Annotated in this window: 12 protein-coding genes; 8 read left to right on the top strand and 4 right to left on the bottom strand. The window is 48.2% G+C overall.

Annotated features, from left to right (window positions below; genetic code table 11):
• Positions 1–334: 334 nt before the first annotated feature.
• Positions 335–859, bottom strand: a complete 525-nt coding sequence (locus FK220_RS02100; protein WP_152572623.1) for an Hcp family type VI secretion system effector — start codon at positions 857–859, stop codon at positions 335–337.
• Between the two features lie 608 nt (positions 860–1,467).
• Here FK220_RS02100 and FK220_RS02095 point away from each other — a divergent pair.
• The 4 genes from FK220_RS02095 to FK220_RS02080 all read left to right on the top strand — a co-directional run bounded on the left by FK220_RS02095 (position 1,468) and on the right by FK220_RS02080 (position 5,094).
• Positions 1,468–3,201 carry a M6 family metalloprotease domain-containing protein gene (locus tag FK220_RS02095; RefSeq protein WP_152572622.1) on the top strand — a complete coding sequence of 578 codons (1,734 nt, stop codon included), beginning with the start codon at positions 1,468–1,470 and terminating at the stop codon, positions 3,199–3,201.
• A 163-nt stretch (positions 3,202–3,364) separates the two neighbouring features.
• The gene (locus FK220_RS02090; RefSeq protein WP_166204739.1) at positions 3,365–3,526 is read left to right on the top strand and encodes a hypothetical protein; all 162 of its coding nucleotides are present in this window, start codon (positions 3,365–3,367) and stop codon (positions 3,524–3,526) included.
• A gap of 33 nt (positions 3,527–3,559) precedes the next feature.
• Positions 3,560–4,048, top strand: coding sequence for a hypothetical protein (locus FK220_RS02085; protein ID WP_152572621.1), 489 nt, complete (start codon positions 3,560–3,562; stop codon positions 4,046–4,048).
• A 260-nt stretch (positions 4,049–4,308) separates the two neighbouring features.
• Positions 4,309–5,094: a zinc metalloprotease gene (locus FK220_RS02080; RefSeq protein ID WP_238718869.1), complete on the top strand. Its 786-nt coding sequence runs from the start codon at positions 4,309–4,311 to the stop codon at positions 5,092–5,094.
• Between the two features lie 81 nt (positions 5,095–5,175).
• On the opposite strand, the gene FK220_RS02075 is transcribed toward FK220_RS02080, so the two are convergent.
• Entirely contained in the window at positions 5,176–6,468 is a 1,293-nt protein-coding gene (locus FK220_RS02075) for a ComEC/Rec2 family competence protein (RefSeq protein WP_166204737.1), read from the bottom strand.
• Between the two features lie 67 nt (positions 6,469–6,535).
• Here FK220_RS02075 and FK220_RS02070 point away from each other — a divergent pair, with 67 nt between their 5' ends.
• Genes FK220_RS02070 through FK220_RS02060 form a run of 3 tightly spaced genes read left to right on the top strand, consistent with a single transcriptional unit; the run spans position 6,536 to position 11,396 of the window.
• A complete protein-coding gene (locus FK220_RS02070) occupies positions 6,536–8,260 on the top strand; it encodes a S1 family peptidase (protein ID WP_152572619.1) in 1,725 nt (574 codons plus the stop codon).
• Positions 8,257–9,129 carry a hypothetical protein gene (locus FK220_RS02065; RefSeq protein WP_152572618.1) on the top strand — a complete coding sequence of 291 codons (873 nt, stop codon included), beginning with the start codon at positions 8,257–8,259 and terminating at the stop codon, positions 9,127–9,129. Before FK220_RS02070 ends, FK220_RS02065 begins: the two co-directional genes overlap by 4 nt.
• Positions 9,126–11,396, top strand: coding sequence for a tetratricopeptide repeat protein (locus FK220_RS02060; protein ID WP_152572617.1), 2,271 nt, complete (start codon positions 9,126–9,128; stop codon positions 11,394–11,396). The genes FK220_RS02065 and FK220_RS02060 overlap by 4 nt, the downstream gene beginning before the upstream one ends.
• A 447-nt stretch (positions 11,397–11,843) precedes the next feature.
• Here FK220_RS02060 and FK220_RS02055 read toward each other — a convergent pair whose 3' ends face one another.
• Together FK220_RS02055 and FK220_RS02050 are read right to left on the bottom strand one after the other, a co-directional pair.
• A complete protein-coding gene (locus tag FK220_RS02055) occupies positions 11,844–12,443 on the bottom strand; it encodes an alpha-ketoglutarate-dependent dioxygenase AlkB family protein (protein ID WP_152572616.1) in 600 nt (199 codons plus the stop codon).
• Complete coding sequence (locus tag FK220_RS02050) at positions 12,443–13,315, bottom strand: AraC family transcriptional regulator (protein WP_152573629.1); 873 nt, start codon at positions 13,313–13,315, stop codon at positions 12,443–12,445. The genes FK220_RS02055 and FK220_RS02050 overlap by 1 nt, the downstream gene beginning before the upstream one ends.
• 234 nt (positions 13,316–13,549) lie before the next feature.
• Between FK220_RS02050 and FK220_RS02045 the strand changes: the two genes are divergently transcribed.
• The gene (locus tag FK220_RS02045; RefSeq protein WP_152572615.1) at positions 13,550–14,131 is read left to right on the top strand and encodes a hypothetical protein; all 582 of its coding nucleotides are present in this window, start codon (positions 13,550–13,552) and stop codon (positions 14,129–14,131) included.
• Positions 14,132–14,260 lie beyond the last annotated feature (129 nt).

Here is a 14,260-nt window from a genome sequence, read left to right as displayed (position 1 = left end):
AAAGAGCAAGGTTCAAAATATTGGGGCGGTATGAAGGAAAATTACTAATAATTTTTAATAATACAAAAGCCAGTAAAGATTTTGCATACCCAATTGATTTCAAGAAAGCTCAATTCATTCATTTTTTATGAATTGATTTATTGAATCCAAAATATGTTTGACAAAAGTCACCTATCCGGTGAGCACAATTTTCAACACCTCCAGAAAGCCCTAAACACAGGGCATTCCAGCCTTAGGTTCTAGTCCCTCCGGATTTCAACCTGAAAAAAGCAACGCACGAATGATTTTTTGTTACTACAAAAGGCGCGTCAAGCTAACTCAAGGGTGCATCAGGCTAACGCTCCCTTTCCAAATCATAGTTAGCCTCCACTTTTTGACCGCTGCTGTCGGTGTGTTCCCAGGAGATTTTGGTGAAGCTTAAAGCTACTTCTTCCATCACTTCACAATCCGGAGAACAGAGGCCACTGGAGTTGACACCCGTAATCAGTACATTTTCCAAGGTGACCATATAAAAGGTTTGAGGTGCCCCGCGTTCACTGCCGGAGGTCATTTCCATCTCTACTTTGGGATGTACCTGACCTTTTGCACAGCTTTCCATCAATTTTGGGGTGGACTTGTCTATCTTTTTTGTGAACACCACCCTGGTCATGGTAGGAGCGACACTCCTTCTGGTGGTCCCTGCCGATGTCTGTTTTTCCAACGTCTGGTTAAAGCTTTCTATCACGATCCAATTCCTATGGGTTGCTTCCACCGCCTCGCCTTCGATATCGCCAATTTTTATAAATCCTTTTTGTGCTGTAGCAATACCGGCAAAAAAGAGCATCATAAAACACGTCAGAATAAAATAGTTGTTTTTCATTTTTTTTGGTTCTTAGTTCAACAGGAAGGAGCCGTTTTTGACCTACTTTTTTATCAAACATCCTTTAATAATAGAAGGATATTTGTTCGCTTCTGGGGGCATCCTATGGATCGGACTTCGTTTGTACGGATAGTACCAGGATGTTAACTTGAACAAGCTAGCAAATGAAAAAGCAGTGCACAATGACCAATATCATCTAACCTCTTCCGAACTGCGCCTCCCCTCATGCCCATATCGTACTTTAATAGCCATGATACGAATTATCGGATAGTCCATCCATCCAAGGAAGCTTACAAACCATACCGTATTTTCGTCCACTGATACATTAGTAGTTCAAATGTTGGTTGGTTATTCCTACTTTTACGTCGGTAATTGGAAAGGTTACCCCACAAGGGTGCGAAATACATCGCACCATGACACCGATACCCCCTTACATAGGGCTATCGGTTAGAACCATAAGAACGTAAGTCACTACTAGCTTACGAAGCCTTCCCCTCGTATTCCCCTTGTAATTTGAATTTGGAAAGCAGCACGTGCGCTCCTTTGCCGTACGCTGGCTTGACCGGGTTCCAGGAATCATATTCATTTCATCCAAAAAATTAAAAACGATGGCAACACCATTTTTTAATGAAAAATTTACATTCACAAATCCTGATGGTAGCACTTTCGAGGTGGTAGGGTCGGGAAATCAATTTTATGCCCATTTCGAGACCGAAGACGGGTATACGGTGGTCAAAGATCCGGATACGGGCTACTACAAATACGCCCAACTTTCCGATGATCAACACCAATTGATACCCACCGCAAAGACCGTAGGTGAGGTCGACCCCAAGAGCCTGGGACTACAGAAGCACCTTAAGGTTAAGAAGGAAGACGCCAAACGAATGGCCGAAAGCTCCTCGATGGCCCAAGGTCCCCAACCGCGATGGAAAACCCGTCGCGCCGAAAGGAAGGCCGCCCTGGCACAACAACGCGCCGCCCTGGGGCCCCAAGCAGCGGCCGTCGCCGCACCCACGGTGGGGAACTATGTGGGGCTCTGTATTCTCATCGAATTTCCCGACGTTCCACAGACCATTAGTCGGCAGGAGGTGACCAACTTCTGCAACCAAACAGGCTATTCGGGCTTTGGGAACAACGGCTCGGTAAAGGATTATTTTTTCGATAATTCAAAGGGAAAATTGACCTACACGAATGTAGTGACCGAGTATTACACCGCCCAGCACAACCGGTCGTATTATACCGATCCCTCCGTGTCTTTCGGTTCCCGGGCCAGGGAATTGATTACAGAGGCCTTGGACCATTTGGTGGCACAGGGTTTCAACTTCAGTCAGTTAACGGCCGATGGCAGTAACTTTATCTATGCCTTAAACGTCTTTTATGCCGGGCCCAGGGTGAATAACTGGAGTGAGGGTCTTTGGCCACATCAATGGGTCCTAAGCTCCCCTTACAATGTTGCGGGCGGCAAGAAGTTCAATGACTATCAGATTACCAACATGGGCAGCAGCCTTACCTTGCGCACCTTCTGCCATGAAAACGGACACATGATCTGTAATTTTGCCGACTTGTACGATTACGGCGGGGAATCTGCCGGGGTCGGTCATTTTTGCCTAATGTGCTACGGGGGAAACAACACCAATCCCGTACAGATAGGGGCCTATATGAAAAATGAGGCGGGATGGGCCAGCAGTCTGAACACGATCAGCCCGGGAGTTACCGCCACGCTCGATGCCGCAAAGAACGATTTTTACATCCATTCCAAAAATGCAGATGAATATTTCATTGTAGAAAACCGTCAGAAGACAGGCCGGGACACGCACCTGCCGGATGCGGGACTCGCCATCTGGCACGTCGATGAGCAGGGGAGCAATTCAAATGAGCAGATGACGGCGGCCCAACATTACGAATGCTCGATCGAGCAAGCCGACAACAATTTTGATCTGGAGGGGAACGCCAATGCCGGCGATGCCAATGACCTGTTCAGTGCGCCGGGCAATACCGAATTTTCGGATACGACCAGCCCCAACAGCAAGTGGTGGGATGGTAGCAATTCGGACCTGAAAATCACCAATATCTCCAATTCGGGCCCCGTTATGACCTTTCAGGCCCAAGGCGTGGCCGGATGGGTGTACGGGAAGGATGTCCGCTATGTGAGTGGGGATGCCCATACAAAATGGGCCCATGCCATCATCCAGGATTTTTCCGGTTGGAGACGCATCGCGCCCACCTCTACCGATGGCATCACCAATGTATTGACCATCCTGAAGACGGCCGCCGCCAAAAATAAAAAGGTGAACGTCAATTTCGGGGCAGATGGCATGATCTACGGGGTCTACATGTCTTGATCTCGGACCCTGGGAATAGCAATGGCATCCGAACAGGGTGTTGTCCCACTAAAATTCAAATAAAATCTATTAGTAACATTTAAAAACAAACATTATGTGGTATTACGGTAAAACAGTCAGGTATGTATCTTCGTACGTCAATTCAAAATGGTGTCATGCCATCATGAACAATATCCCGGGGCATACGGGATGGTTACAGATCGCCCCCACCTCGGCCGATGGGGTAACGAATGTGTTGGGTATTTTGACCGCGGCAAATGCCAATGGCCATCAGGTCAATGTCAAAATCGACTCCAATAAAATCACGGCGGTGTACATGTCGTAATAGACACTGCACCCCATTAAAAGACTCTTAGTTATGACACATTTAAAAGTATCATTCTCCGCGGATTCCCTTGAAGGGATATCCACACTGGCAGGGCTACTCACATCGACCGGGCAAGGTGAGGCCCATACAACTGCCAAAGGGACACCACCACCAACCCCCTCATCGCAAGGTGCAGGGGGAGCTGGGGAGGGGGCCACGGGTCCCGGTTCGGAGGCTCCGCCGCCCCTTCCCGGGGCACAAGTCGGTACCAGCGGGGATTCCGGAATAGATGAATCCGCACCGCCTGCACCATCGGCACAGGGAACGGCAGACGGTCCGGGCTTTGACCTAAATCAGCCCGCGCCACCGCCTTCGCCGGTCGCCACGGGCAAGACAGCAAGTGGGGTGCCAGACGCCGGAACCCCACCGCTGGTTCCGGATTCAGGTTCTTCGGACACCGGAGACGGACAGGCATCGGATCCTCCTCCCGGCCCGCCAAAAAGGCAGGCCAAGAGCACCAAGAAAACGGGCAAAAAATAAGTCTTGTGATTCCCTATGATGAAAATCAGGGGGTGGTTTACCGCCCCCGTCATTTCCTTTAGTAGCTCGGGAAGTTCCTGGTGGTGCCTTTTGATGGGAAACAGCGAATGATCGTTGGACCCATCCCATGCAACACCATGGGCTTCGTGCTATTTTGAAACGCATTCGGCAGTGGATGCAATCCCGATAGGTACCTAGCCAGTGAGCCTCGGACACGTTTTATCCACCAGCCTGGAACATCAAATTATACTCCATACACTATGTCCAAAAAAACGAAACCCAAAAAAACGGATAGCGATTCCAAATCGTTGTTCGCATTAAAAGACAAGGAGGAACTACCCTCGGCCAGGGCATCCGGCGTGCATCGCTACGGTGATTCCTTTGTTTGCGCCACCGATGCGAGGGGCCATGCCACGCCGGGCAACCGCTCCCGTTTTGAGATCGTGGTCGATGCCAGCGAGGGATTTATCCCGTTATGGGCACAACATCAAGTACTTCGGTGGACCTTCGACGAAGTGTCGCTCTCCTATTTCAAAAACCCCGAGGCGATCAAAGCCTACCTGCGGGAATTGCTCGGTGAGGCACTCATGGGTTGGGGGATGTCGGTGCCCATCCGGTTTAGTGAGAACTCCGATAATTCGGACTTTCAAATAGATGTGCGGCAAGCCGACAGCTGTACCCCCTATGGGTGTACCCTTGCCAGGGCCTTTTTTCCCGATGGCGGCAGACATCGGCTGGTCGTCTTTCCAAAAATGTTCGGCCAAAGCAGAAAGGAACAGGTCGAGACCATGATGCACGAGCTCGGTCACGTTTTCGGGTTACGGCACTTTTTTGCCAAAATCCATGAAACGGCCTGGCCTGCTGAAATCTTTGGGGAGCACAAACCTTTTTCTATCATGAACTACGGGAGTAAAAGTGTGCTGACCGATGCGGATAAAAACGATCTATACCAATTGTATCGGATGGCCTGGTCGGGAAATTTGGTTGAAATCAACGGAACGCCGATCCATTTGGTGAAACCGTTCCATACGATGGGCATCGTCTGATACCTTACTTTTGGAGCCGCATGCAGGGTGAGGAAGTTGACTTGCTCATAAGGCAACAAGGGTCCATCGCTACCCACCCAACTAGTCAAGGGTGAGTTTCACATATCCGTCCGTGCCGTTTCCCCATTGATCCACATCGGGCCAAAGTACCCCATAGTTATATTTTTGTTTAGAGGCGGAGTTATCGATCGCGAGCAGTCGCTCCCCTTGTCGGTAGTTAAAGACCATCGTTTTAAACGTGTCGGCGCCATGACTTTTTACAATCCAGGCCAAGGTTTCGAGGTGGGGATGGTGATGGCGCAAACCATTACTAGAAAATAGGTAATGATCGGCTTGGAGCAATCGGATAAGCTCCGGACTGTTGTTCGACCAGGCCCCGTGATGGGAGACTTTAAGGACATCCAGGGGCAAGGGCAATTCGGCTGCGGAGGCCAGCTTCTTTATTTGTTGTACAACCTGGCCGGGAATGGCATCCCCGAGGAACAATAGCTTCTTGCCATTGTATTCCAGTAAAAAGGTGATGGAAGAGCCATTCGTAGGGGAGTCGTCCTCCGACTCCCATGCTACCGCATTCGCTTCCACCCAGTCAACCCCTTCCGAAACCAGCGCCTCCTCATCCCTTGCGGCCCGAACCTCGAGGTCCGTCTGCCGCATTTCTTCCATCAATAACTCGAACGCGTCGTCGAAATAGGCATCCTCATTGATTTTTCCACCAAACCGTTCCCTCAAATAATCGTACCATTTATCGGCCATCGTATCCAAGGCTTCCTGTGTGGGACCCAAGAGGGTCAATCGCAGGTCATCGGACAAGGAGATGGTCAGCGGTTCGTCTGCCTTGACCGCCGAGCCATCGAAAGTGGTATTCCAGGCGTAATGGTGCTTCAACAGCTGACTGCCCAGCGTGGTGCCCTGTTTGTAGCTGACCAATTGGTTTTCATCCTCGGTCTCGGCGCTTACGAGGCCACCGCTAATCGGTATCTCCGGAATCTTGCCTTCAAAGTCACCCTGTTCCTTTTCCTCAAAGACCAGATGACGGTAGCTGTTGAACCAAACCTCATCGATTTTGATAATCGAAGGATTGTCTGCCGGCCCGTTTTCTTTGATGAAGGCGATGGCCCCGGAGATATGGTCCGCATCGATGTGGGTAACGATGAATTTGGTAAGTCGGCGACCGGCCCTATGGTATTCCAACAATCTTGGTTTGATATGATCCCGGAAAGTGGAGGTATACCCACCATCGATCAGTAGGAGTTCCTGGCCCAGGTCGATGAGGATGGCGTCCCCGTTTCCGGCAGGAAATAATTCAATGGATATTTGGTTGGAGGAAGACGGGCCCATGACCTTAAGATAGGGATAATGCGACTCATTTCCCATTTTTACCGGAATACTATTTGACCAACTATATGAATTATCGTATCTTAAGGGAAGAAATATAGGTGTCATGGCTGATTCGCTGATCAATCTGCTTCAAGCCAGGACCGTTCTCATTCGTTCCGGTGCATCCATAGGTACGGGAACCCTGATTGCCCCCGGTAGGGTACTTACCTGCGCCCACGTTCTTAGAAAGGCGGTCGAGGCTGGCGATAATATAGAAGTATCCTTACCCGATCTTACCCAACCCGGTCACTTTATATGGTCGGAAGTTGCCGAAAACGTACACCTGTCCATCCAATACGAAGAACAGAACCGGACCACAGCTGCCTTGGAAAATCGGCCCAACCCGCCATTGACCACCGAATACCCCGATGTGGCGGTCGTTGCTATCACCAGAAAGGAGCATGCGATGTTGGCCTTTCCCGAACCCGATGAGGGGATGGGGGACTTAAAGGATGGCCAATTTTTGGCCTTCGGATTTCAGAAGAAAGATCGCGAGCTGCAGCGCAACGTTCCCCAGGCGGTGAGCCTTAACTACAGTGGGGAACAGGTAGATGGCATTATTCGCAAACTGATGTTTACCAATGGCCTTATTCGTCCCGGTATGAGCGGGGCGGCCCTCATGGAAAGGGAATCGGGAAAAATCATCGGTATCGTGCACATGACGCTAAGCCCCAACGATGATCTCGGGGCCTATGTGATACCATTGGAAACGATTTGGACCGTTTTCGAAAAGTGGAAGGAAGAGGGGGGCAATACGCTCTTCGACGAACTTCGAAGCACGGCCCATAAGGCCAGGATCCGTAAGCAATACAACAAGGAATACCCGCGATTTCCATTACTTCGAAAACATGGCGTAAAATTGATTTTCTTACCATTGCTGCTGTTCTTAGGATTGTGGTGGGTCTTTTATCACGTGGGATCCATCGAGGACTCGGGATTGATATCCGTGCTCTTGGTAGCTGTTTCCATCTCAGGGAAACTTATCGGGGATTGGCTCGGGGAAGGGGGGGCTGCCGAATCGGGGAAACTTCGAAACAGCATCGGCAACGTGCTCATCAGTACTCCTTTTTTAGTTGGTTTGGCAGCGATTATTGCCGTGCTATGGACGTTCAGTTCATCGGTGTGGATTCACGGAAACTCCGAATTGGAGGAGCTCCCCATTACCTTTTTTAAGGATACTACCTTGACCGAAGGGAATCGCAAAACCTTGGATCCCACCGGAACGACCCGATTTCTGCTGTTCGCCACGCCCTTTCAAAAAAGAGCAGCCTTGGTGCCCGAAGGCAGGGAACCCAAATATATCGAGGTCCAGGCATTTTCAAGGAATGAGTGGTATTACCCGAGGGATTTTCTATTGGAGCCGGTGGTTTTGATCCGTTTTGATCCCCGCTTTGTACGGATTATGAAACGCTACAGCGTACAGATAGAAGTTGAGGGATCGTCAAATAAGGAGGATGCGCCTTCCTTGAAATATATAGACAGCACCCTGGCCGGCTTTGGGGCCCTTGCCATTGGGAAGCGAGACCTGGGCATCGGGAAGGATCGGGAGTTGGAATGGAAGCAGTTCTTGCAAGGGCAAAGCATTTCCGGGACCGCGTTGGAGAACGTGGTAACCCATTGGAAAAAAATTAAGGAGATTCCGGAAATAGACTTGGATATCGGGGATAGGATCAAAGTAACGGTGATTAGAAAAAAAAACGATTCGATCTTGAACGAACAGGCCTATTCGATTCGGGACGACCTCACCGATAAATTATTAAAATTTGAATTTAAAAAGCCAAACCCATGAGAAAAAATGAATTTGCCTTCGCTTTTGTATGGATAGTGCCACTGCTGGTTTTTCAGCTTAAGGCACAAAAACCAGCGGTTCAGGTCATCTTTGAAATGGAGCCCGACATCGTGTTCATCGATACCTTCGACGGGGAATTGGATGCTATAAAGGATGGGGCACTTCCCATTCTGAGGGATGGCCTCGAAGAGTATATCGGCTTTGTAAATTTTGTAACCGACTCCGTACCCAACACCCTAAAAATTACCCTGAGGAGCAAGTCGGTGGGTACCATGGGGCTCAGTCAAGAGTACTGGCTGTTTCTTGAGCTAGCGGATGCCGATGACAATGTGTACGAACACGCATGGCAGTATCTCGACAATGACGAGTTCAACGCGGTCAGTAGTTCCAAGGATGCCCTGTTGGAAAAGTTGTACCATGACTGGGAGGCCTACCTCCAAAAGTCGTATAATCAGGAACTGGTGACCCATTTGTTCGACGAAATTTCGCTCCCCCTCCCCGATAGCAGTCACTATTATATCGATGCCGATTCGGGCATCAAGGAAGCCATCCTACCTTTTAAAAAAGAGATATTGCGTATCAACCCCGACAAAAGTGAATTTCGGGTAATCGTTTCGGGAGAAACGGGTAGCGGGGTCCCCGCCACCTCGACCGAACCGGTGGCACATGCTTCGGGAGAAGTGGTTCCCCTGGCCATGGGTGTCCCCGAGATATTGAAAGGCTGTATACGAATCGAGCTCAAAACACTATCCCTCAACCGATTGTTAAACGGAAAAGTCTATATCACCGATTATATGCGGAAAACCTATGACGATGAAACAATCGCCACTTCCGCCGATTTTTTTGAATCAAACCCAGACAGGCCATGAAAAAGAGCAGCATAATCGCCATCGTATTATCCCTATTTTTAGGTCCCATCGTCCAAGGCCAGGATAGGCCGGTTGAACAAAAACAGAGTAAATTCATCGTAGCCAATGCCACGCTGAAAATAGAACGAATGATGGCCGCAGGTCTTATCGGGGACACCGACGGTGATGGGATCATTAATTTAGATGATCCCCAGTACGGCGCGACCCCTAACATCGAAAGAGAGGTGTATAAAACCGAATCGTACATCAACCAGAACAAGGCAATATGCGCGCAAGCGGAAAATCCGGACCTGTGTATTGCCGGATTGAACTTTAGCGGCGGATTCCTCTTTCAACAAGCCGCTCTCAAAAATGAGGGATCTACCAAAATGTTCGTCGAAAAAGCGACGGAGTATTACGACAAGGTGTTGGAAGCCTACCCCGATAACAAAGCGGCGCTATCGAACTTGAAAAAACTGAACCAGGCCATAAAGGGTAATAGTGCCACCATCGCAAAGCTAGAGGAACTGGCAGCGAAATACCCAAAAAATCGGGTGGGGTACCTGGTGCAGATAGGCGATCTGTACAAGGAGGAGAAAAAGTTCGCTTCGGCCTGCGCCAAGTATCAAGAAGCCTACCTAGAAGATCCATTCTCGGAAAAGGCCTGTGGAGGTATCGTTGCTATGTATACCGAAGACGGACATGTATGTACTACGGGTTGGAGTATTCGGGAATTCGCGGCCGACTGCCAGGAAATCGATTTGCCCAACTATTCCGAGGAGTTGTTACGAAAAGAAATGTCGATAGCATTCGCCAAGAAGAACTATAAAAAGGCCATCGAGTCGATGGTGCTTTGGGCGTACGTGTTGGCGGACAATGGTTGGCTTGACTCCAAGCAGGTGGCCCGTCTTTCGAACCAACTGTTCCTGGAAGGAGCCCCTAGTCGGGAGGCTGCCAGGATGAAGCGGGCATTGACCGAATTGATACGGGTATTGGAAATAGAGAAACCGGGCGATTCCCGAGCACTGGTCTTTTGGGACACGTACTCCCCGGAGTTGACAATTTCTACGGATTGGAAACGAATTTCGCCCATGTCGGTATTCTTGAAAATAATGCACGCCAAAGGGGCAAAGGCCTTTCTCAAGAAAGATTTTAAAAATGCGGAGGCCCATTGGCAGATTATCCTTGATCGCGCATTGGGATACGATAACAATCTCTATACGACCACAGCATCGGATATGGCAGAACTATACAATGCCTACCCGCGTATGGACCCTGAAGGCCAAAAACTCAATAGAATAGTTCGAGAGCTTTTTGATAGAAAAAGCGAGGCCTACAGAAAAGTGGACGCCAAGATCATTCGTAACATGCACATGACACTCGGTGCCATCTATTATAACAAGGGCATATGGCAGAACGGCGATTATGCCGAAAATGCCGAGTTTCAGTTATCGAGGGCGGTATCGGACCGATTTGGGCCCATCGTCAATCCCCGGCTGAGAAAAATGTTAGGGGACGTCTATATGCATATCGATACCTTGAACAGCGATGAACGCAAATCGAAGGAAGCACGTCAAAAAGCCATGAAAGCCTATTCGGCCTCCATTAAAGACTACTTGTCGCTTGATTTGCTAAGGGATGCTTCGGCGTTGCACACCGATCTTTCCAATAAATACCGTTCGGAAATGGGGCGAGCCCGGTCCGACTCGTTCGTGGCCCTAGGGTCGGTCATTGCCTGGCGAACGCAAATGGCGGATCCCAAAAACGAATTGCTTCGAAATCAAAAACCCATTAACACCTATCTGAACGACGTAAACAAGGCCGCCGAGGAATTGGGCGGGGTATTGCCCAAGGAATTTGTGGAAGTCCAATTTTTTAAGGGGCTTAGCGATCTAGGGTCCCAAATGTCTGAGGACAGGAAACAGGAACAGCAGCTTTTGTATGCCAACGCCCTATCGCAGATCAAGGAAGTAAAGGAGCTTTCGTCCCCCACTGATTTTAGACGCATCAACAAAATAAAAGGGAGCTTGGAGGCAAGTGTCGAGCAACGAGGACAATTGAAGAAAACCCAAATGCATGGAAAAGCCGATTTGAGCTATTCGCCCGCAACATCCAAAACAGGGTTCAAGGCCTATAGTATTTCGACTTTGGATAAAGAAATCCTGGTGCCCGACGAGTTGTATGAATTGAACGGAACACTGCAAGAGCATTACAAACGAACCAATACCAAGAACTTGGTGAAATTGAAAAAGCAGAACGGGAAATTTATGGTCAAGGAAAGAGGTTGAGCAAATCAATGACCGTCCATTGTTCGTTGGAATTCATGGCTGAAAGAAAAGGAGGTTTTAACCACTATACAAAATGGGCAACGATGAGCCCTACCATGTATATGGTGTAGACAGTACCTAGGGTTAAAATCACCTCAATAAGGCCGAATCTTTTTCGCATGTGTTGAAATTACTCCCGATTTCCCTACTGGAAAAAGATAGCCGTTCAATGAACCTATATTTTGGATAAGCCGCCCAAGGGAATGAAAAATGACACCAATGACGATGGCAATCGGCTATTTCGACCAAACCAACTATCCAATGCGGCAACCTTTTCGCTGCGCGCCCTCGTTGCTGCGATGGGTTTCCGTACAGCAACGGGCTTACGGGCATGAAAATCAGGTGGATTGAAAATGATAAGAAATCCTTGGCAACGCTTTCATCCGCCTGCACACGACCCCGGTGGCTTCAATCAATGACCCGAAACGTCAAATTGATTCGTTCCCCGATGGGTCGGGCCGTTTTGGGGATTTGGTGCAGCCAATGATGCTGGGTGGCGCCTTCCATCAATAAAAGACTCCCATGTTCAAGGAGTATTTTATGTTTCAGCTTGGAATCTTTTTTGTGTTTTAGGTGGAAAAAGCGTTCCTGACCCAAGGTGATGGAGGCAATAACGGGATTTACCCCCAATTCCTTTTCATCATCGGCATGCCAGCCGTTGCTGTCTTTTCCATCGCGATACAAATTCAACAGACAGGTAGTAAAATACACCGAGGTCATGGCTTCGATCTGTTGTTTGATGGCCAGTAGTTCCTTTGTAAATGCATGTGGTTCCATGGTAATGTTGGAGTAGGAGTACGCTTTGCCATTGTTTCCATAGAGCGCCGTCAAACGGGGTTGTGCATAGACTTTTCCAAATACCTTGATATCATCTTGCTGCCAGGGAACGGTGTCCCGCAATACCTTGAAGTAGAAATCGGCATCCTCCGACCCCATGAAATTGGGGAAATAACGGATATCACTATCCGGCAGATTCAAATTCCGTTCTTGGGAAAATAGCGTTGCCATTAATTCAAGACGGTCTTTAATTGGTTCCGATACTCTGACGGTGTCTGCCCGGTGAACTGCTTAAAGGACTTATTGAAATGGGAAAAGTTATTGAATCCGCTTTCAAAACAGACCTCGGTAATGCTCAAGGGTTGTTCGGCCAGCAATTTGGAAGCATGCACCAGTCGGTACTCGTTGACGAACTGAACAAAGGTTTTGTTCGTGATTTTCTTGAAATACCGGCAGAAGGAGGGAATGGTCATACTCACCATATCGGCCATGGTTTCCAGTGGAATTTCTTCCTGGAAATTGGATTTTACGTAGTTAAAGATGTTATTGATTCGGTCGTTGTCCTTTACCTCGGCCTCCATGGAGTACCCTTGTGCATTGAGTATCTTGTATTCCTTGGTACTCCCAAGATCGTTCAGGATGTTCAGGATCGAGAGCAAGCGCTGAAAATCGGTCTGATGCTCCAAAAGTTCCATTTCGGCACCAATTTTTTGCTTGATATCGCCATGGAAGGCAATCCCTCCCTTACTATTTTCAAATAGATTTTGAATTTTTTTCATTTCGGGTATGCCGAAAAAGTCATTGCCCAAAAAATCAAATTTCATTTGCACCACAGTTTCACTCTTATTGCCGGTAAGCTTATCGGTAAATCCGCAATGGGGTAGGTTGCTGCCGACTAGTATTAGGTCACCATCGGTATAGCAGGAAACATGACTTCCTATTTGTCGTTTGCCCGAACCCCCATTGACGTAGACCAGTTCGATTTCTGGATGGTAGTGCCACCGATTGTTTTGGTTCAATCGGTCTTCGTCAAATTTTACGTAGGTGAACGAATGCCCGAAAGTGGGTTCGATGGCCTCAAAGGCGGGTTTGTGTTGAATCATATTGCTCATACTTTATTGTTATAAAGTTATGGAAGCCCTTATGCGTAAGACGTTGTAAAATTACCCAAAATATGTGTAATATTACCCCTTAACGATAAATTAACTTTATAGCAGGATAAAATAGCACATAAATAGGAAAAAACTGTGGTAGTCAGCGGAGGTTCATGGCAGTAGATTTGCCTTGTAATTAATTGTTAACCAGTCTGCCGATGGTAGACGTAAAAAACAAAAATCATGAAAAAGACCGCAAAAACAACAGCCACAATCGCCTTGATGTTCAGTATGTTCATCGGGTTGGCGAACGAACCGAAAATCAGCACCGATACCACCAACCGGAGCCTTGATTTCGAAATGGCCGCTCCATCCGCGCAGACCATGGTACGTTTGATAGATGACAAGGAACAGGTTATTTATTCCGCAAATGTGGACACTCAAAGCGACTTTGCAAAACGGTTCGACCTATCAAAACTTCCTAACGGAAATTATTACCTGGTTGTCGAGGATGCCATAAAGGAACTCACCTTTACGCTTTCTTTGGATGCATCGAAGGTTGAGGTCATCGACCGCGATGAGGATACCAAGCCCGTATTCCGAAAAAAAGACGGGAAGTTGTATGTCAATCTTCTGAACCTCGATTTAAACAAAGTCGATATCATCGTCTATGATGGCGATGGTCGAAAGTTATTCTCGGAGCGTAGTACAGGGAAACAGATCGTTCAAAAAGCCTTCAACTTTGAAAACGCCTATAGCGATAGCTATATGGTCGTTGTCCGGGATAACGAAAAAACCTATTATGAGGACATTGTTGTGAAATAGTTTAATTTTGAGTTGAGTTGATTTGGACCCCTGAAGGACACTTTCCTTTGGGGGTTTTTATTGGCAGACACCGAACACCGTACGCTTGTAAGATTGCTCTGGCCGGTGGGGCGAATGATGGTATTTCCG

Source organism: Pelagihabitans pacificus, assembly GCF_009371985.2.
Classification (GTDB): domain Bacteria; phylum Bacteroidota; class Bacteroidia; order Flavobacteriales; family Flavobacteriaceae; genus Pelagihabitans; species Pelagihabitans pacificus.
This window is presented reverse-complemented; position numbering and strand designations above follow the sequence as displayed.